The organism is Mesorhizobium sp. B2-1-3, assembly GCF_006442495.1.
Lineage (GTDB): Bacteria > Pseudomonadota > Alphaproteobacteria > Rhizobiales > Rhizobiaceae > Mesorhizobium.
This window is the reverse complement of the sequence record NZ_VFWL01000003.1, coordinates 70,216-88,256: the sequence shown is the minus strand read 5'-3', so window position 1 is coordinate 88,256 and position 18,041 is coordinate 70,216. Positions and strand designations below refer to the sequence as shown.

Genomic DNA, 18,041 nt, shown 5'->3' with positions numbered 1-18,041 from the left:
CCCGCATTGTCAGGCGGCTCTGCCAGGATCGGGTGCCAAGTGAGTCTTCTCCCGCAAGACTGCGAGATAATCGAGAAAAAGCGATACTGGCTCACCTTTAGAAATCGCCAGTCAGTCGGCACAGGTACCTGGCCTCCCACTGCCGGCGAGAACGCGGAGCCGTTGGGTCACTGGTACAACCGCGAAGGACGGGCATCTATTTTCTCAGGACGGACGGAGCGTCAGTCATGCTAGCCGTTCGCCCGTACGGCTCTTTGCGGAATGCCGACAAGCGGCAATTTCCCAATTCCTCCAGGATTCTCGGAATTGTTTGCGTTTCGACAAATAGGCTGACTGACCACGGGGTAGATTTTCGCGCCGGGATCGACCATCGCCGCCGTCTCCTGGCTCCAACGTTTCTGGCGGCCGGGAATTCCAATCGACATGGCAGACCCAGAACTTGCATCGACACTTTTGATCGACGTGCGGACCATCGCCCCGATAGATCGTCACCCGCGAATCTTCGGGGTAGCGGCCGCGTTGGTCGAGGGTTCTTCTTTCATCATCGTCAACGACCACGACCCACGACCTCTGCACTATCAGATCGAGGCCAGATATCCCGGTGTATTCGCTTGGGAATACCTTGAGCGAGGGCCGGAGGTCTGGCGCGTCGAAATCAGCAGACCGCAATCGTCTGGCTGCGACTGTTGCTGCGGCAGCTGATGACCAGCCCAACGTCCGGCAGCACTTTGCAAGGTTTCTTTTTCGTCGCCACCGACTGGTCTGGCCGCCGCCTAGGTCAAACATTCGAAACATCTAAGGCGAGGAAGGTTCCTCGCCATGAGAATGTCGCTGAAGGTTAACGGTCAGGCGATCGAGACTGAGATCTTGCCAATCTCGCGATTGAGCAGCTTTCTTCGCGACGTCCTTGGCCTGACGGGTGTCAAGGAAGGCTGTTGCGAAGGCGAGTGTGGCGCATGCACGGTGCTGCTGGATAGCCAGCCGGTTGATTCCTGCCTGATGCTGGCCTTTCAAGTCGCGGGGCGCGAGATCACCACCATCGAGGGACTCTGTGGGAGCGGCATCAACGATCTGCAGCAGGCCTTCTTGAAGATGGGTGCCGTGCAATGCGGCTACTGCACGCCGGGAATGCTGCTGGCAGCCCAGGGACTCTTACATGCCAATCCCAGCCCAGGTGAAGCCGAAATCCGCCATGCACTAGCAGGCAATATCTGCCGCTGCACCGGCTTCGAGACCATCGTGCAGGCGGTCGCTACCGCAGCCGCCGCTCGCCAGGGGGCAGGGCGATGAATGCGCTCACGGTCTCAGCGCCCGTCGACATGGCCGAGTTGCGGGCGACGCTCGCCGCGGAAGCGGGGCCGGTGCATTTCGTCGCCGGAGGGACGGACATGCTGATCGCGGGCCGTCCGCTCCCCGAAATCGGACTGCTGGTTGATCTCGCCCGTGTGGCGGGCATGGCCTTCATTTCCACGGATGGCTCGGATGTTCGCATCGGAGGTGCCACCACTGTCGCGGTGCTTGCCGCGGATTGCAGGCTGCGAGTACGAATTCCGGCCCTTTGCGAGGCTGCCGCACAGTGCGAGTCTGTCCAGATCCGCAACCGGGCCACCATCGGTGGCAACATCGCCAATGCCGCCCCAGCCGCCGACTTGATGCCCGTGTTGGTCGCCGCGGGAACAAGACTGGTGCTGCTCAAGCACGACGGGACACAACACGAGGCCGCGCTCTGCGAACACCTTCCAAGCTCCGGTCATCTGATTACGGAAGTGATCTTGCCAGCAAGCGGCCTTCTGCCGCGAAGCGCCTTCGTCAAGCTCGGATCTCGGCAGGACATGACCATCTCGCGCCTCAATCTCGCACTGCTGGCTGAGTTTCAGAGCAACCATTTCGGTGTCGTGCGGATCGCAGCCGGAGCGCTTGGTCCCGTTTCTAGCAGACTGCTCCAGGCAGAGGGGGCGCTCGCGGGCCGTAAGCTCGGTGCCGCCACGTTGCGCGACTTCATTGCGGCGTTAGTCGACGATGTCGATACGGCCATTCCCGGCCGGAATTCGCAGATATACAAGCGCCGCGCGATCGCCGGACTCGGCCTCGACCTGATCGCGCAGGCCCTGGGGCTCAGCCCACGTGGATCGGCTCTTCGAGGAAGCAGCGGGATGAACCAGATCTCCCATCGGGTGCCGCTCGTTGACGGTGTGGCAAAGGTCACGGGCGCATTGCGCTTCGCGGCCGATTTGCATGTCGAAGGATTGCTGCACTGCGCGCTCGTTTTCAGCCCGCATCCACATGCCCGCGTCGCCTGTGTCGATGCTGCATCCGCGTTGGCGGTTGAGGGCGTACACGCTGTCTTCTGGCATGAAAACACGCCCCCACGATACTACAACAGCTCGATCTGGTTCGCCGGACAGGAGGCGCTGGCAGACGAGCGAATGTTCCCGGCGGTGGTGCGCCATATTGGCGACCGGGTTGCGGCTGTGGTGGCGGACACGGAGGAGATCGCGCGGCACGCCGCACGGTTGGTGGCGGTCGAAGATGTAGATCTCCCCGCTATATTTGATCCTGAAGCTGCGCTCGGTCACGCCGGGCCAGCGATGCGGGACGATGGCATCCCGGCTTTCATGAACCCCGTGGCCGACGAGAGCTTTACGCATGGCGATCTTGATGCCGGATTTGCGGCGGCTGACCTGGTGGTGGAAACACATGTCACGACTCCGCGCAGCCATCACTGTGCCCTTGAACCTCACGCCTGTATTGCCAAGCCTGAATCCGACGGTCGAATCTTGATCCTTTCGCCGTGTCAGAGCGTTTTTGGAGTGCAGGCTGTCGTCGTCCAGGCATTGGGAGTGCCACCAGATCAGATACGCGTAGTGAAGACTCCCATAGGCGACTCCTTCGGCGGCAAGGCCGAGCCGATTCTCGATCCGTTGTGTGCATTCTTTGCGCTGGTACTAGGGCGGCCTGTCATGATCCGCTACGACCAGCATGAAACCTTCACCGCGACCCGCACGCGGTCGAGCGTTGTCGGCCGGATGCGGATCGCGCTTAGCTCCGACGGCCGAATCCTGGCGCGCGACACCGAGACGCTGGTGGACATCGGCGCTTATTGCACCGGCGGCAACTATCTGCCCAGTTCGATGCTTCAAAGACTGGTTCGGCTTTATGACGTTCCCGCCGAGCGCTACACGGGCCGCGCAGTCTACATCAACACCGCCCCGGCAGGCGCTTTTCGCGGTTACGGATCCCCCCAGATCCACACAATAGCCGAGATCACGCTTGATATATCCGCGCGGCGGCTGGGGGTGGATCCGGTGGCGATGCGGCTGAGGAATCTGGTTGAGCCTAACGCGATTGAACCTTGGCAAGGGCTCAACGTTGGCAACGCTCGGGGGAGAGAATGTCTGCTACGCGGGGCCGATGCATTCGGCTGGCAGGCGCGTAGGCAGACGGATGCCGGACGAGGCCGGTGGCGGCGAGGAGTGGGGGTAGCCTCGGCCACTCACATCAACGGCTGCTATCCCGGTTTCCACGAGGAAACGACGGCGAGGTTGAGCCTCCTGCCCGACGGGCGAGCGGAACTCGTCTGCGCGCTCCACGACCTCGGCTGTGGGGCCGACACGACGCTTGCGCAGATCACGGGCGAGACGTTGGGTCTTAGGGCGTGCGACATTGCCATCGTTCCCGCCGACACCGATAGCTGTCCATATGATCTCGGCACACGGGCCAGTCGCATGACCTATATCTGCGGCGAAGCAATCCGACTTGCAGGCGTGGCACTCTCGGAAGTGATCCGGGCTGCGGCGGTCCTGGAATTGAATACAGAAGTTGATGAATTGAGGCTGGAGGCGGGCGCAGTGCGCCGCCCGGACGGCTCGGGCCTGGCGCTTTCAGAACTCGCTGCCCGCTTGACGGTCCGCGGGGCGGAACTGCCCACGGCGACCGAGACCTATCGCGCCCAGGCCAATTCAGGCTCATACGCAGCGCATTTTGCTGAGGTGGAGGTCGACGGACTCGCCGGTCGCGTACGCGTGACAGATTATCTAGCCGCCCATGACGTCGGCCGAGCGATCAACCCCATGCTGGTGGAAGGCCAACTCCATGGGGGAATCCAGATCGGTATCGGATATGCCCTTTACGAGGATGTTGCGATCGACCCTGTCACTGGTCGAATGCGTGGCGACAGCTTCAGCCGCTATACATTGGCCAATGCCTCCGAGATGCCGCCGATGCGTGTCCTGCTCACCGAAGAGGGTGAGCCGACCGGCCCCTTCGGCGCCAAAGCCGTCGGAGAGATCGCGACAATCCCGGTCGCGGCGGCCGTGGTCAACGCCGTCAATGATGCCCTGGGCACTGAACTGACAGATTTGCCGCCAATACCCGTGCGAGTCCTCGCTGGATTGAGTTGAGGGACAATGGTCATGGAGGTGCATCTAAGCCACTGTGGTATTGCACTCGGTCCGAAGCCTAGGGTGCGCCTGCGCTTTCTGGCCGTGCATCCCTTCCATGCCTGTTCACTGCCGATGCCGCCGAACGATATCAAATGCGCGGCAAGCGCCCACACCGGATATCTCGTAGGATAGCTGGGGTAGGGCATGTCAATCGATCACGCTGTTGTGTGGCTGGAATTCCGAACAGCAAAAGTGTTCCTTTTTGAAGACGCTGCAACGCCGTCAGTCGCTGGAGAACCTGAATTCATCGGTGACATGCGGCTGACGCATGATGGTCAGAAAGGCCAACGTCGAGACGATGATTTCTTCGGGGAGGTTCTTGGCTTTCTGGAAGCTCGGAAGAAATGGATTATAATCGGAAATAGATCGAGCTGTGTCGGCTTGCTCGAGCGCATATGCCGTCAGAAGGCCGAGGGTCGTGTCGTTGGCGTGGAATTTGTCGATGCGGTCACCGCTGAGGAAGTGTTATCGCGAGCCCGTAGCTATTTTAGCGACCGCCACTAGGCATTTCCGCCACGCCATTGGCCGTCGTGAGATCAGGCCAAACTAGGATAGGGCAGGGCGAAGACCTGGCCGATGCCAACGACATCAGGGACAGGTTGGACGAACTGGAAAGGCGCGTTGGTCCACAGCGAGTTGGTGCTGACGACAACACGGTGGCTACCTCAGTACCAAGACCATCAGCCGAGGATTCGCTATGCGATCCGCGTAGCTGCAGTCGTCGTCGACGTTAGGCGGCTAGACGCGGCCTTCCGTTGCCGCGAACCGCGGGAACAGGATGTTGTTCTCCAAGTGGATGTGTTCCATCAGGTCTTCGGCAAACTGAGCCGTGCCGACGTAGAGCGCCTGCCAGGAGCGGCAGGCTCCGTCGGGCGTGACGAAGTCGCCGGTGAGGCTTTCGAGGAGCCGAAGCAAGGTGCCTTGGTCGTCGTGCTCGTGCCGCAGTTCCGAAATCGGGATATCGAACTTGCCTTTGCCCCACTGCCGCATTGCTGGAAACAGAATGGCCTCTTCCTTGGCCATGTGTTGCTCCAGTTCGCTCTGCAACTGCCGTAACGCATCCGAAAGGCCGGCCGGCACCTTCGGATGTTCGCGATGCACCGCCTCAACCTTACGCGACAGTGCAATGAGCTCGGGCAGAGCGCGCCGGTGCGCTTCGTGGTAGCAGGCTTCGATGTGGTTGATCAGTTCATCGCTGTCCATCGCAGCCGGCGCCGCTGTACCCGCAGTGTCGGTACCAAGTGCCTCCAACGCGCGCTCAAGGTCGTCGGGATCGACTCCGCGCCGGTGCGCGGCGCCATCGAGGGTGAGATCGCCATTGCAGCAGAAGTCGATCTTGAATTTGCGGAAAACGGCGGTGGCGCCAGGCAGCGTTGCGGCTATGTCGCCGACCGTGCGTTCCCATAGTTCTGGAACTGGGAATTGGGTGTTCATGACGAAGCTCCATGCATTTTCGACACAACGGCTTTGAAACTTGAAGCGGGCCCATTCGACGCGACGCAATGTCTCGAGGACGAAATCGTGCCAACCGTTGGACCATGAATTGCCCAGATAAAGGTCCGCGTCTTTGCGCTGGAACAAAGAGGAGCAGATCACCAAGCTGTCGCCGTCAGCCTCCCAGCGGGAAGCCTGAGTGCGTGCGGCGCGGCTGAGTTCAGGGCATTTGGCTCAAAGAACATAGCAATTTATCAAGTTCGGATCCTGCGTGTCCGGGCAGGGGTGCGCACCTGATCGCCTAGCGTGATAGGCCCGATGTCTTCGGCGATTGAACAGAGTTTTCCGCTGTTTCAGCCGCAGGAGGCATGAGGGCATCCGGTGCGCTTCATCCGGCCGTCGCGCAAAGGCCGCAGGCTTATGCTCTGATCGGCGGCCAGCCAAAGTCGCAATGGCCGACGATGCCGATCGCCTGCGCCATGTGATCGCAAACACGCGGTGCGCCAAGCCACTCTGGTCGAATGTTGCTTCTCAAAGCTCAAACAGGTGTGACGCATCGCAACTCGCTTGAGAAAACAATCAGGAATTCCCTCGTTGTCGCCCTCTCGCAGCTACGATCCGATGGATCAGGTGATTGTCCGCAGCTCTTAATCTAAAAGCGCTGTCGACACGGGATCATCCGAACATCGCTCGGGTATGATTGGCGCTGCGCCGATCAGTTCGAGACAGTAAGGCACGGCAGGAAAGACGGCGTTCAAGCATACGTCGATTAAAGCCGGCTTGCCTGGCAGGTTTATGATCAGCGGATGGCCGCGGACTCCCGCAGTCTGACGTGAAAGAATGGCTGTGCGGACTTGCCGCATGCTGGCCTGCCGCATGAGTTCGCCAAAACCGGGAAGTTCCTTGGTGATGACTTGCTGCATTGCCTCTGGGTAAGATCCCTTGGAGATGGACCGGTCCCTCCAGTCGTCAGGATAAGATCAACGCCGCATTGGTCGCAAAGCTCGATGAGCACATTCCGGACACTTTCCACGCCGTCAGGGACTATGCGGCGGATGAAGACGCAAGGCGATGCTACGACACGTCGAAGCCAGCGCTCGATGGCAGGCCCGCCAAGATCTTGATATTCGCCGCGGCTTGCACGTTCTGACACTGTAATGATTGCAATCTGGGTCATTTTTTCTGTTCGAGATCCACCTTCAGATCGAAGCGGTCGCTTGCCATCCGGGCTTGGCATGGGCGTATCCATCGACGAGCGTGCCGGGCAGATCGAGGCACGAGAGAATAAAACGGGCCCCCTCGCGATCCTCTCTCCCATTGGCAAGAGCTCTGTACGTCTTTGCCACCTCGATCATGTCGCACGTGTGCGGAGACAGGCGGATGCGCCGGACGCCTCTGGAGGCGAGATCCGCGGGTGCGGGGCAAAAGGCCTGCACCTGGTTGGAGAGCGTCTGCACGCCATTGATCGCGAGGAACTGCTGGTCGTCGAGCGTGTCTACGGCAAGACCGTCCGGGTCTTTCTCGCAGGTAAACTGGCACGAATCCTTGTGAAGGCCGTAAATGCGCGCATGATAGCATCGCCCGGAAGCGCGAGCGGCAGCCGACCGAAGGCGAAAATCTCGAAATCCGCCTCGGGACATGCGCTGGCCATGGCGCCGACGGCGGCGAGCGACAATTCCACTGGCGGGCATATGGTTTTGGCACCGCGATGAATGAGGAATTGCGCGGAAGACCCATTATAAACGTTCAGGAACGGACCTGTCACGAAAGGCTTGCCGGAGCGTGACGGCAGGGCGGTGACATCGTTGATCTCGATCAGCCGATCGTCGCCACAGAGGTCCTCGATGCTTCTGCGTTCCCGAACGGTCGCCGGTGCTGCCAGGGTAGACAGCACCACTTCCTTTCCGGCACGCTCGAGGCGTTCGATGATCTCAGGCCATACGGGGTCGGAAAACGGCATCCGCTTGCCGCAGACGACTTCGCCGATATGGACCCGGTCGATCGGAGCCTCGTCCGCGATCCTGCGGTAGAAGTCCGTGAGGCGGTCGGGCGACCAGTGGAAGAAGACCGGCCCAAGCGTCAACGCAATTGCGGACAAGGTGCTATCTCCACTTCTTGCTGTACGCTCCTGCCGTCTGCCGGGAACCTTCCGACTGGCCAGCAAGAATCCGATCGATCTCAATGGCGTCGCCGCCTTGCTCGACCGCGTCAACGGCCTTCCGGAAGGCGCGGACCACTTCCGTCACATAACCTTTGCCGCGCTGGCGTCCTTCGATCTTCAAGGCGGTTACGCCGGCGGCCTTCAGCCCGGCAATCATCCCGCCAGCGTTCAGGCTGACGGGATCCTCGAACAAATAGGAGGTCTTGCCGCCGGCCTTGAATTTGCCCTTGCACAAAGTGGGATAGCCTACTGGCTCGCCGAACTCGTAGCGGTCGATCGTGAACCCTGAAAGCCGTGCTGCCGTGCCGTTAGGCTCGTCGTCGTAACTCACCATTTCGGGTGGCGAACAGACGCCATTCAGATTTGGCGATTTTCCCGTCGCGTATGAAGAAAGATAGCATCGGCCTTCGATCATCACGCAAAGGCCGCCGAACACGAATGCTTCGTCTCCACGTCGATCGCGCGGTTGAGCGCCGCGATCTCCTGAACCGAAAGAACCCGCGGCAGCACGACGCGACGAACTCCGAAACTTTTCGCGTAGAATCCGATTGCTTCCGGCGTTGCTGCCGCAGCCTGTACCGACAGATGAAGACGAATTTGTTTATGGTTCTTGGCGACATGATCAAGGACGGCTATGTCCGCCGCGATGATGGCATTTGCGCCGCATTCGGCTGCGGTATCCGCTGCCTTTTTCCACAGGCCAACATCGTTGACACGCGCGAATGTATTGATGGCGACGAGAACCTTGCTGCCGTGGTTATGCGCGAAGCGGACGCCCTCGGCCAGTTCTTCCCCGGAGAAGTTGAGCCCCGGGGAAATTCCGGGCATTCGTTTCGTCGCGAAATCCGCAATAGACTGCGTCCGCGCCTGCCTGGACGGCTGCCCTCAATGTAGGCGGGGTTCCGGCCGGGCAGACAAGTTCCATGCGTCCGCTTGTCATGCCTCTGGCGCCTCGCGTCTGGAATTTCGATTGGCCATTTGGCGTGCGACGCTCAATGCGCCGAGAATGCCCGTATTGGCGAGACGAGCCAGGAAGCCACGCAGGCCGAGTAGGTCCGCGGGGCTAAGCTCGGCGTCCTCGATTGTGTTCCTCAGCGCGAGCACCGCCTCCGTGCGGCCGCTGATCGAGATGATCCGGCTGAAGAAAAGCGCATCGCCATCCAGCGTGCCGTCGAGCAGGCTCAAGAGTGTCAGAAGAGGTCCCCTGATCTGGACGTTTGATGTCGCGGCCTCACTTCTCCTGACGACACGAACGATCGAACGCTCTGCGTCCGGTACGACGGTAAATGCGAAGGCGAGGTCGACCGGGTCGATGAAATCGCAAGCTGTTCGATGTTCGCCCAGGCGGTCGAACAATCGGGGCTGGCGCCTAGCCATCGAGCGCAAGGATAGCGTCAGCAACGGCCCGAGGGGAAGTCCGGCAAAAGGTGGGAAAAGATGACGAATGACCGCCGGCAACGTCGGTTCCGTGCTGATCGTCACCATTCAGTACATCCTATCCACATGAGCTCGTTCAGCAGGCCCTTCCGGCCATCGACTTCCTGCGTCCGTCTGCCAGCAAGTCCGCGAAATTGACACTGTTGGGACAGAAATCCTGATAGTGGCTTTCGAAATCGAAGGCGGCCAGGTGGCCATGACACTGGCGGCGATGCTGGCAGGCGATGCAGATGCGTGACATGAAACGGTGCGCGGCTTCCAGCGATTGAAAGCTGTCAGGATCGATGTCAATCGAACGCATCGCGGAAGAAAGCAGGTCTTGCGAAGCGTAGGGTAGCCGCATGGCTTCATCGAATTCGCTTCGTGACAAACCGATGCCATTCAGGATGCCTGTACACTCATCCAAACCCATTGCCCAAAAGTCCCTTGTCGCTGCCATGCTCTGCCGGCGATCCGCGAGAAGGGAAATTACGGACCGCAAAGCTTCGACAGTTTCGCTAATGAGATTGCCTGCCATGTGAAATCCTTTTGGCTCGATCGCCTTCCTCGGAAATGATGTGAGAAGGGAAAAATAGCGGGGACGGATCGTTCGCTCTTTGCGCTAGCGCAAAGTTCTTCGTCAGCCCTGATGGCAAAATCGATCGCCGACGAACCGGTCGGGCCGGATTTCGCTATGCATCACCGCTGCCTTCCCTTGTTTTCAGATCTTGGCTCATTCCTTTCGTTCCTCGATCGGAACGGGCAGCTTCGTGAGGTTGGCATCCCTGTCTCGACACGGCTCGAACTGACCGAGATACACAGGCGGGTGATTGCCTCGAAAGGCCCAGCGCTCCGCGTTACGGCGCCTGTCGACGATCGCGGCGTCAAGTCAGCCTTTCCCGTCGTCGCAAATCTTTTCGGCACCCGGGAACGTGTAGCCTGGGGCCTTGGCACCGACCTTCACGGTCTGGAAACCCTCGGCGCGCTCCTTGCGTGGATGAGATCGCCTCAGGCTCCACAGAACCTTCGTCAGGCCCGACAGATGTTGCCTGCGGCGCGGGGTGCACTCGTGGCGCGGCCGAAGATCGTCTCCCCGCCCAGAGAGTGGCGCGACGCCGATCCGGATTTTTCGCTTCTTCCCATCCAGACTTGTTGGCCGGGAGACGCAGGCCCACTCATAACATGGCCAGTGGTCATTACTCGCCCGCCTGGCGAGGACGACCCGAGCACATACAATCTGGGCATATACCGGATGCAGGTGCTAGCCCGTGATCGTGCCATCGTAAGATGGCTGCCCATGCGAGGTGGAGCAGCCCACCATCGCATATGGCAGGCGAGGGGGCTTGAGATGCCGGTGGCGGTCGTCATCGGGGCAGATCCCGCGACGTTGATCGCCTCGGTGATGCCGGCGCCTGAAGGCGTGTCGGAGCTGGCACTGTCCGGGATGATCAATAATCGCCGAGTCGGATTGGCGCCCTGCAAGAGCATCATGCTTCACGTGCCAACCAGTGCGGAAATCGTGCTTGAAGGTGCCGTCTCTTCAACAGAAACCGCGCTGGAGGGCCCTTTCGGCGATCACACGGGATATTACAACACGCCGGAGCGATACCCCGTATTCAACCTCAAGCGCGTTCGCGTTCGCGACGGGGCAAATTACCTGACCACGTTCACCGGGCGCGCGCCCGACGAGCCCTCGGTTCTCGGCGAGGCACTGCTCGATGTGTACAAGCCACTCCTGCGCCAGCAGATACCGGAAATCGTTGATGTGTGGCTTCCGCCGGAAGCCTGCTCCTACAGGATTGCGGTCATCTCGATCGCCAAGAAGTATGCCGGACAGGCCAGGCGCGTGATGATGGGGTTCTGGTCCCTGCTGCCGCAGTTTTCGATGACCAAGATTGTCATCGTGGTGGATGACGATATCGACATTCGATCATGGCCGGACGTGATGTGGGCGGTCGCCACCCGGATGGATCCCTCGCGCGATCTGATGCAGGTGGACCGAACCCCTATCGACCAGCTCGATTTCGCCTCACCCCTCGAAGGGCTTGGGGGAAAGATCGGGTTCGATGCGACGCGCAAGATTGGGTCCGAGACCTCTCGCGAATGGGGAAAGGAGCTGACGATGTCAACTCATATCGAGGAGCAGGTGTCTCAACGATGGAACGAGTTTGTTTCGCAGACGACCGCTCAGGGGCAACAATGACCAAACGGCTGATAATCGGTGTGACAGGTGCATCCGGCTCCGTGCTCGCGCTGGAGACCATACGTCAGTTGGTCAGGGCCGGGGTGGAGACGCATCTCGTCGTCTCCAAGGGCGCGCGATTGGCGATCCCACATGAGCTCGGCACCGACGGCCTTGCCCAACTGACCTCCGTCGCCAACCGCGCGTATTCCTATCAGGACTTCGCCGCACCAATCGCCAGCGGCTCTTTCAGAACGGATGGCATGATCGTCGTTCCCTGTTCGATGCGGACCTTGGCAGCTATGGCACACGGTTTAGGCGACAATCTTCTCACCAGGGCCGCCGATGTCGTCCTGAAGGAAAGGCGCCGGCTGGTCATTGTTCCACGCGAGGCGCCGCTCCATGAAGGGCACCTCGACGCGATGTTGAGACTAGCACGGATGGGCGCAGTCATCGCACCGCCGGTACCGCCGTTCTATGTCAAGCTTGCCTCGATCGAGGAAATGGTAGTCGAGATGGCTGCCCGACTGATTGGCTGGGCGGGCGTTGACCCGGGCGACAAGCTCACGCGTTGGGGCGAAAAGAAAGTCGCCGCCGCGTGATCATCCTGATGGATTGGCTCAACGTGCAAGGATAGCAATGAATTTGCAGACGTCGAAAGGCGCGACATATGACGTACGGAAACTTCCACCTGAAAGGAAGCAGTCCGCTGTATTGTCAATGTTCGACGGACTCAAACCCGGTCAGACATTCGTGGTCGTTCTCGATTTTGATCCTGATAGACTCAGGCGTCAGTTCGAAGCGTTCTTTGCTGGCGAACACATCTGGCTTTGCCTTAGACCGGGGCCACCAGAATGGCTGATCGAGATAGGAAGACCTCAACCTGCGCAGTGATGTCGAGCTCTACGAAGAGGTCGCACACGCCGATCGACCGATCTGGTCACTCAAGACTCAGGTGGCAGTGACCGTGAGGGCCCCCTTCATTCCAAGCTCATAATGACCCCGTATCAGGTGGTCGTATTCGCCTTCATTGGTGAAGGCCAGACGCACCGTCTCGCCTCTTTTTACGGTGACTGAAACCGGATCGAACGCCATCGATCCATCTTCGTTCTCGACCATGCTGATCGCGATGGTACGATCTATTTTGGCCGCCATGCCCGGCTGACCGATAACCATCAGTTCATGGCCGTCATGAGTGCCGGAATGCATTCCCGCCGCAAGCGCCGGGGCGATGAAGAGGACCATGGCGATTGTTGGCATCATGCATTTCTTCAGTGCGATTTCTCCGTTGTGAAATGTGTTGAGTTTCACCCTGTCGGAGGTGGCCGCGGGCTCTGTTTTGGACCGCGATCGGCGGAACCAGGTTAGCAGGGTCGCCTGAAGCCTTCACCAGTTCTTGCCGCTGATCACCTATGGCCCGTCTGCACCGCAGATAAACTGAGTTGCCGCATCGAAAATGCACCCTCCTTTGCGGTGCTCGCGATGTCGTCAAACAGGAGAGCGAGATCCATGTAGACGCTGCGATCCCGTTCGGCTGCGCCCATTTCATCGAGATCCTGCAGGAAGAAGAGAATGGCTTCGATGCGCTCGCGTTGACAGCGGGCGTTGGCAAGATGCTCGCGTGCCGCGCGCCGCACTTCCAGAGCCGTAAATCGCGCCAGCGTCTCGTCGAGTCTGGAACGGCACTCACAATCGAGCCGGGCGTCCTTGATCAAATTTGCCAGCCTGCCGACAACGGCCATGCCAGCAAAGCGCCGGGAACAGTCGTCAATACTACTCAATGGAACGTTTTGTTTCATCTTCTTCGCTCCTAGGGCAGACGTTTCGCAGCCGGTCGCAACGCGAACAGACGACGCGCGCCCTGCCAATCGGCAGACGCGGTCTCGAAAATTGTTTTGATTATAAGCGACTATTTTTGCTGCCTGTTTGCGCTGGAGCAAACACGTAGACCGATCATCGACGGTATTGCCTTCGCATTGAGTTTTTTCCGACCGCCGATCTTGCGAGTTGAGAAGCGGCACGAGGACGTCGTGTCAGTCATCCCTGTAGAGGAATTGTCGCATGGCCGCCGACGGGAGTGTGCTTATTTTCGACGCGAAGCAGAGGCGGATGTCGGCGCCGTTTCGGCCATTCTTTCTAATCGCGGGGTTGGACGCGATTGTAGGCCCGGCGGTCTGGCTGCCGTCAACGTTCGGAATACAGGCCATCGGCCCGACCGGGATATCTCCCGGCGATTGGCATCGCGACGTGCTTCTTTTCGGGATGGTTCCAGCCATTTTGACTGGCTTTCTGTTGACGGCATTGCCTCGATGGACAGGACGACGCGCAGTCTCGCCACTTACCACGCGTCTGCTCGTCGCCCTATGGCTGTGCAGCCGGGGGACTTTCCTGTTTCTGTCGCATTCGGCCGGGCTTGCCCTCTATGCGTTTTTGGTGCTGACGCTCCTCTTGATTGCGGCGGGACGGGTGATCGCGAGCCGCGACCGCCGCAACCTGAAGATATTGTTTCTGCTGCTCGCCTTTTGTGGTGGCAACATACTTGCGGCGGCGTCCTACCAAGTAGAATTTGCGCTGCGGCTAGCCTTGGCTTCGATCGTCGGACTTGTCATGATCATCGGAGGACGCGTCGTCCCGGCGTTGACGGTGGCCTATGTCGAGAGCGCGGGCGGTCGAATCTCCGTCAACCGTTCTGCCGTTTTGGAATACGCGGCAGCGGCTATTGCGGCATGCGCCCTTGGTTTGTGGGTTGTTGCGCCGCAGGCACAACTCACCGGCGTTGCCTGCGCGCTCGCCGCCTGCGGTCAGACCATGCGAGCCGCCCAATGGAATGGTTGGCGAAGCGCGGCCTCGGCGACGGCTCTTGCCCTTCACATAGGATATGGATGGATCATCGTGGGTTTCGGACTTCTGGCGATCCACATTCTAGCACCGGAGTGGCTGGGACAGGCGGCTGCGGTCCACGCATGGACGATCGGCGCCATTGGCACGATGGCCCTCGCTATCATGGCGAGCATGATCCGTAAGCATAGCCACCGCGCCTTCGCGTCTTCGGCTCCGACGACCGGTGCGTTCATAGCGATGACGACTTGCTGCCTGTCGCGCCTCCTCGTCGAACTGTTGCCGGACTACGGGACAGGCTTGACCAACCTCTCGGGAGCAATGTGGGTTGTCGCCTTCGGTCTGTTTGTCACAGCATTCCGTAGAATGCTCATCCTGCGCAAGACGAAGCCAGACTGCCGCTCCACATCCTAAGCGACGATCAATGCCGCAGCGCGCCTGATTGAGCTGATCCGAGGGTGCCATGCCGTCGCTGCCGATTGCCTTCACACCCAATTCGTGAAGTTATTTTTGCGACAGCATAGGGCCGCCGGTTCGGTCCAGTGGAAGATGCTACCCACGCTGCTGAACGCCTTCAAGGTTGCGGCTTATACTTATCCGGGGGTTGAGATGCGTAGTATTGTGCTACTTGCTCCATTTCATCGTCCGTCATTGCGCGTGCAATATTTCGCATCTGCTGGCTAATATCGTTGCGACGACCTCCGTCTGCGAAAGCGCGCAGTTGAGCTTTGATGTAGACGGCCGACTGGCCTTCGAGCCACGGACTGCCGGCCTTGTTGTCCAAACTGCCGTGACACGAGCCGCAAGGCGCAATTCCGCGCATTGGGGCTCCATTGATGACGATGCGAGGCGCAGGAACCTTTTGCGAGGGATGATAGGCAGGCAATCGCGGCAGGTAATTATAATAGGCCGCGAGGTCGATCATGTCCTGGTCGGCAAGATGAGGCGCGAATGGACTCATTACGGCGTTCACGCGCGCGCCCGATTTGAAGTCTTTTAGCTGTTTGTATATGGCGGCTGGGTATTGCCCTGCGAGGTTGGGCGAATCGGCGCGGCTGACGCCCGTCGGGCCATGGCATATCGCGCATTGCTGAGCGAGCGTCGCACCGCGGTTGATCGACTCGTTCGAAGGATTGGCGAGCATGGCTGACGTCATGATGACGTCCGAGGTCTTGAACGTGGGCTGAACGGTCCTGGCACCCGATGTCAGTTTGGGAATGCCGGCAGCACTGCATATTGCGTCCCACAAGCCAGCCAGCTTCAGATCAGACTGTGCATAGGGAAGCAGGATGAAGCCGCCAAGGGCTGTCAAGACCACCAGCGCGGCCGTGATACCAATACTCAACCTGACCCAAGGGTTTGTCGCTGAGAAGAGGCGTTCCGTCGACATTATCGGGCTCCAATGTAGACAGCCGGAACAGAGGTGCCCTGCCTGAACGCGAGTTGCAAGATTGGGAACCCATAATTGGTCACAGTGAGCCCGATCATCAGTGCCAGCCAAAGGCCATAGCTGTTAAGGGCAGCGGGCACAGAAACGGGAGCATGGACGGCCGTGCTGAAGCGATATTCGCCCGCATCCATCGCCGGGGCGCGCTGGCCTCGTATGAGGATGAGAATGAAGATCGCGCCGGAGATCAGCAGGATCAGCCCCCCAAAGGCCGACATGCTCACTGACATCGCTTCGGAGGCAAGTCCGGGGTCGGTATAATCGAAGTAAGCCATGCGGCGAGGCATGCCTAATATACCAACATAATGCCACGGGAAAGTTGTAATGATCATGCCCAGAAACCATAGCCAGAGCTGCAGGCGCATGAGGCGGAAGTCGATGAACGCGCGCCCCGTCAGATGTGGCCATAGATCGTAGGCGATGGCGAAATACATGATCACGATCGCGCCGCCGAAGATCAGATGGAAATGGCCGGTTATCCACTGCGTGTTGTGGATCGTGGTGTCGAGCTGATAGCTCATGTTAATGAGGCCTCCGGCGCCGCCGAAACCCAGAAGCACGAAGGAGAATGCCGTTGCCAGCATGATCGGATTGTTCCACGGCAATGTAGCGATCCATCCCAGTGGTCCTCTGCCCCCACGCAGGCGACCTGCGATTTCGACAGATGCGCAGATCGTGAAAACAGTCAGCAGGGTCGGCAGGGCCACAAGCGCCGTGAACGCCGAATGGATGAACTTGAAGCCGGCGCCGACCTGCGGATCGGCGAAAGCGTGATGGATGCCGATGGGCATCGCAACGACCAGAAAGAGGATGAAGGCAATCCTGCCCATGGAGTCGCTGTAGAGCTTCCCGCCAATGGCCCGCGGCACGATCGTGTAATAGGCGATATAGGTAGGCATCAGCCAGAAATAGACGATGGCATGAAGCGTCCATGAGAAGAAGACGCGGGCCAACCCAGCGTCTATGGTCGATTTCAAGCCGAGCGCTACCGGCAAAATCTGGAACAAAAGCTCTAGCGCCGCTCCAACGGCCGTCCAGGCCCAAAGATATGCGCCCGCTACATTGGCGAACATGGCGAGAGGCACCGGCGCGTCCGGGTTGTTTCGCTTCCAGATCCTCAGGTTGATGGACATGAGTGCGACCCATATCCATGACCCGAGCACCACCAGCACGACGCCGATATAGTAGAATGGGCTCCCAATCAGCGGCGGATAGAACGTGTAGAGTACGGATGCGCGGCCAAGCGACACGGGAACCATCGCCGTCACTGCGCCGATCACGATCAGCCAGAAGCCCGCCCAGGCCCATCGCCGTCCGATGAGTGGTTGCTTGAGCGCGCTTTCGGAAATGGCGTAGCCGAAGCCCATGGCCACGAGCGTCGGGAACACGTAACCCATAATGGTTCCGTGGGCCGTCAGCGAGCGATAATACCATTCCGGATTGGTGATCCAGGTATGAAGCGGGCTTCGAATGAACATCTGCCAGGCGCCCATGATAAGCGCGAGCCCAAAAACCGCAAACGCAAGCCAAAAATGAGCAAGTATCAGTCGCCGGCTATTTAACACAGCTCACCCTCTCTTGCTTGGTTGCCATGGTCATGAACTCGGCTTTGTCAATGACCTTGACTTTCCCCCACATTCCTTCGTGCCCGAAGCTGCAATATTCCTGGCATGGCATCAGGTACTCGCCCGGCTTGCGGAAGCGGGCGTTCTGCACGGAAATGTAGCCGGGGACGAGCATGGTGTTGACGTTCGTCCCCTGAATAAGAAGGCCGTGGATGACATCTGCACTGGTGGCGCGGATGGTTATCGTCGTGTCAGTCGGGACGAGAATGCACTGTGGCGCGAAGGAGTATTGTTGCCCGATTGCCCGGACAGTTACTGAACCGTCAGGCTCGATGGCGCTACCAAGGTTGGATTCGACGAACTCACCCGAAATGTGAAGCGTGGTTGGATCAGCGGTCTCCACCCGCGCCTGCGGCATCGTCGCCTGATGGATGCCGGCGAAGGCCGCCATGCCGGCGAGGAAGGCGATGATCAAGACCGCGATTATTGCCCAGTTTTTCTCGGCGCGAATCGCAGCCCCGGCATGGTCAACAGGATCCTCGGTCATCTGGATAGC

General features: G+C 59.6%; 17 protein-coding genes and 2 pseudogenes. 8 read left to right on the top strand and 11 right to left on the bottom strand.

What is annotated here, in order from left to right; all coding sequences use genetic code 11:
* The first annotated feature begins 423 nt into the window (after positions 1 to 423).
* The 4 genes from FJ973_RS07495 to FJ973_RS07480 all read left to right on the top strand — a co-directional run bounded on the left by FJ973_RS07495 (position 424) and on the right by FJ973_RS07480 (position 4,946).
* Positions 424 to 702 carry a DUF2249 domain-containing protein gene (locus FJ973_RS07495; RefSeq protein ID WP_140522850.1) on the top strand — a complete coding sequence of 93 codons (279 nt, stop codon included), beginning with the start codon at positions 424 to 426 and terminating at the stop codon, positions 700 to 702.
* 117 nt (positions 703 to 819) lie between these two features.
* Entirely contained in the window at positions 820 to 1,290 is a 471-nt protein-coding gene (locus FJ973_RS07490; protein WP_140522848.1) for a (2Fe-2S)-binding protein, read from the top strand.
* Positions 1,287 to 4,400, top strand: a complete 3,114-nt coding sequence (locus tag FJ973_RS07485) for a molybdopterin cofactor-binding domain-containing protein (RefSeq protein ID WP_140522846.1) — start codon at positions 1,287 to 1,289, stop codon at positions 4,398 to 4,400. The genes FJ973_RS07490 and FJ973_RS07485 overlap by 4 nt, the downstream gene beginning before the upstream one ends.
* Before the next feature lie 186 nt (positions 4,401 to 4,586).
* On the top strand, positions 4,587 to 4,946 hold the full coding sequence (locus FJ973_RS07480) for a hypothetical protein (protein ID WP_140522844.1): 360 nt from the start codon (positions 4,587 to 4,589) through the stop codon (positions 4,944 to 4,946).
* Between the two features lie 234 nt (positions 4,947 to 5,180).
* Here the strand turns inward: FJ973_RS07480 and ric are convergent, their stop codons facing one another.
* From ric to FJ973_RS07450, 6 genes and pseudogenes are all read right to left on the bottom strand, one after another.
* Complete coding sequence (gene ric / locus FJ973_RS07475) at positions 5,181 to 5,876, bottom strand: iron-sulfur cluster repair di-iron protein (RefSeq protein ID WP_140523391.1); 696 nt, start codon at positions 5,874 to 5,876, stop codon at positions 5,181 to 5,183.
* Between the two features lie 647 nt (positions 5,877 to 6,523).
* Positions 6,524 to 7,053, bottom strand: a pseudogene (mog, locus tag FJ973_RS07470) (molybdopterin adenylyltransferase).
* A 318-nt stretch (positions 7,054 to 7,371) separates the two neighbouring features.
* Positions 7,372 to 7,974, bottom strand: a complete 603-nt coding sequence (locus tag FJ973_RS07465) for a U32 family peptidase (RefSeq protein ID WP_224656235.1) — start codon at positions 7,972 to 7,974, stop codon at positions 7,372 to 7,374.
* A gap of 4 nt (positions 7,975 to 7,978) precedes the next feature.
* Positions 7,979 to 8,962, bottom strand: a pseudogene (locus FJ973_RS07460) (peptidase U32 family protein).
* Positions 8,963 to 8,973: 11 nt separating this feature from the next.
* The gene (locus FJ973_RS07455) at positions 8,974 to 9,522 is read right to left on the bottom strand and encodes an SCP2 sterol-binding domain-containing protein (protein WP_140522842.1); all 549 of its coding nucleotides are present in this window, start codon (positions 9,520 to 9,522) and stop codon (positions 8,974 to 8,976) included.
* 28 nt (positions 9,523 to 9,550) lie between these two features.
* Positions 9,551 to 9,991, bottom strand: a complete 441-nt coding sequence (locus FJ973_RS07450) for a hypothetical protein (RefSeq protein WP_140522840.1) — start codon at positions 9,989 to 9,991, stop codon at positions 9,551 to 9,553.
* A 111-nt stretch (positions 9,992 to 10,102) separates the two neighbouring features.
* Between FJ973_RS07450 and FJ973_RS07445 the strand changes: the two genes are divergently transcribed.
* From FJ973_RS07445 to FJ973_RS07435, 3 genes are read left to right on the top strand one after another with little or no spacing between them, the layout of a single operon-like run.
* Positions 10,103 to 11,656 carry a UbiD family decarboxylase gene (locus tag FJ973_RS07445; RefSeq protein WP_318013164.1) on the top strand — a complete coding sequence of 518 codons (1,554 nt, stop codon included), beginning with the start codon at positions 10,103 to 10,105 and terminating at the stop codon, positions 11,654 to 11,656.
* On the top strand, positions 11,653 to 12,237 hold the full coding sequence (locus tag FJ973_RS07440) for a UbiX family flavin prenyltransferase (RefSeq protein WP_140522838.1): 585 nt from the start codon (positions 11,653 to 11,655) through the stop codon (positions 12,235 to 12,237). Before FJ973_RS07445 ends, FJ973_RS07440 begins: the two co-directional genes overlap by 4 nt.
* Before the next feature lie 37 nt (positions 12,238 to 12,274).
* Complete coding sequence (locus tag FJ973_RS07435) at positions 12,275 to 12,529, top strand: DUF2249 domain-containing protein (protein WP_140522836.1); 255 nt, start codon at positions 12,275 to 12,277, stop codon at positions 12,527 to 12,529.
* 57 nt (positions 12,530 to 12,586) lie between these two features.
* Here FJ973_RS07435 and FJ973_RS07430 read toward each other — a convergent pair whose 3' ends face one another.
* Together FJ973_RS07430 and FJ973_RS07425 are read right to left on the bottom strand one after the other, a co-directional pair.
* Positions 12,587 to 12,898 carry a hypothetical protein gene (locus FJ973_RS07430; RefSeq protein WP_140522834.1) on the bottom strand — a complete coding sequence of 104 codons (312 nt, stop codon included), beginning with the start codon at positions 12,896 to 12,898 and terminating at the stop codon, positions 12,587 to 12,589.
* Positions 12,899 to 13,041: 143 nt separating this feature from the next.
* On the bottom strand, positions 13,042 to 13,434 hold the full coding sequence (locus tag FJ973_RS07425; RefSeq protein WP_140522832.1) for a hypothetical protein: 393 nt from the start codon (positions 13,432 to 13,434) through the stop codon (positions 13,042 to 13,044).
* 262 nt (positions 13,435 to 13,696) lie between these two features.
* Between FJ973_RS07425 and FJ973_RS07420 the strand changes: the two genes are divergently transcribed.
* Entirely contained in the window at positions 13,697 to 14,887 is a 1,191-nt protein-coding gene (locus tag FJ973_RS07420) for an NnrS family protein (protein ID WP_140522830.1), read from the top strand.
* 160 nt (positions 14,888 to 15,047) lie between these two features.
* Here the strand turns inward: FJ973_RS07420 and FJ973_RS07415 are convergent, their stop codons facing one another.
* From FJ973_RS07415 to FJ973_RS07405, 3 genes are read right to left on the bottom strand one after another with little or no spacing between them, the layout of a single operon-like run.
* The gene (locus tag FJ973_RS07415) at positions 15,048 to 15,863 is read right to left on the bottom strand and encodes a c-type cytochrome (RefSeq protein WP_140522828.1); all 816 of its coding nucleotides are present in this window, start codon (positions 15,861 to 15,863) and stop codon (positions 15,048 to 15,050) included.
* Positions 15,863 to 17,485 (bottom strand): b(o/a)3-type cytochrome-c oxidase subunit 1, encoded by a 1,623-nt coding sequence (locus tag FJ973_RS07410; RefSeq protein ID WP_140522826.1) that lies wholly within the window; start codon positions 17,483 to 17,485, stop codon positions 15,863 to 15,865. The genes FJ973_RS07415 and FJ973_RS07410 overlap by 1 nt, the downstream gene beginning before the upstream one ends.
* Entirely contained in the window at positions 17,475 to 18,032 is a 558-nt protein-coding gene (locus FJ973_RS07405) for a cytochrome C oxidase subunit II (RefSeq protein ID WP_140522824.1), read from the bottom strand. The genes FJ973_RS07410 and FJ973_RS07405 overlap by 11 nt, the downstream gene beginning before the upstream one ends.
* Between the last annotated feature and the right edge of the window lie 9 nt (positions 18,033 to 18,041).

Bases quoted from the DNA above. Each gene is read 5' to 3' on its own strand.
- FJ973_RS07415 (WP_140522828.1), bottom strand. From the start codon at position 15,863: ATGTCGACGGAACGCCTCTTCTCAGCGACAAACCCTTGGGTCAGGTTG.
- FJ973_RS07490 (WP_140522848.1), top strand. From the start codon at position 820: ATGAGAATGTCGCTGAAGGTTAACGGTCAGGCGATCGAGACTGAGATC.
- FJ973_RS07440 (WP_140522838.1), top strand. From the start codon at position 11,653: ATGACCAAACGGCTGATAATCGGTGTGACAGGTGCATCCGGCTCCGTG.
- FJ973_RS07405 (WP_140522824.1), bottom strand. From the start codon at position 18,032: ATGACCGAGGATCCTGTTGACCATGCCGGGGCTGCGATTCGCGCCGAG.
- FJ973_RS07420 (WP_140522830.1), top strand. From the start codon at position 13,697: ATGGCCGCCGACGGGAGTGTGCTTATTTTCGACGCGAAGCAGAGGCGG.
- FJ973_RS07480 (WP_140522844.1), top strand. From the start codon at position 4,587: ATGTCAATCGATCACGCTGTTGTGTGGCTGGAATTCCGAACAGCAAAA.
- FJ973_RS07435 (WP_140522836.1), top strand. From the start codon at position 12,275: ATGAATTTGCAGACGTCGAAAGGCGCGACATATGACGTACGGAAACTT.
- FJ973_RS07495 (WP_140522850.1), top strand. From the start codon at position 424: ATGGCAGACCCAGAACTTGCATCGACACTTTTGATCGACGTGCGGACC.
- FJ973_RS07450 (WP_140522840.1), bottom strand. From the start codon at position 9,991: ATGGCAGGCAATCTCATTAGCGAAACTGTCGAAGCTTTGCGGTCCGTA.
- FJ973_RS07485 (WP_140522846.1), top strand. From the start codon at position 1,287: ATGAATGCGCTCACGGTCTCAGCGCCCGTCGACATGGCCGAGTTGCGG.
- FJ973_RS07430 (WP_140522834.1), bottom strand. From the start codon at position 12,898: ATGATGCCAACAATCGCCATGGTCCTCTTCATCGCCCCGGCGCTTGCG.
- FJ973_RS07425 (WP_140522832.1), bottom strand. From the start codon at position 13,434: ATGAAACAAAACGTTCCATTGAGTAGTATTGACGACTGTTCCCGGCGC.
- FJ973_RS07445 (WP_318013164.1), top strand. From the start codon at position 10,103: ATGGCAAAATCGATCGCCGACGAACCGGTCGGGCCGGATTTCGCTATG.
- ric (WP_140523391.1), bottom strand. From the start codon at position 5,876: ATGAACACCCAATTCCCAGTTCCAGAACTATGGGAACGCACGGTCGGC.
- FJ973_RS07455 (WP_140522842.1), bottom strand. From the start codon at position 9,522: ATGGTGACGATCAGCACGGAACCGACGTTGCCGGCGGTCATTCGTCAT.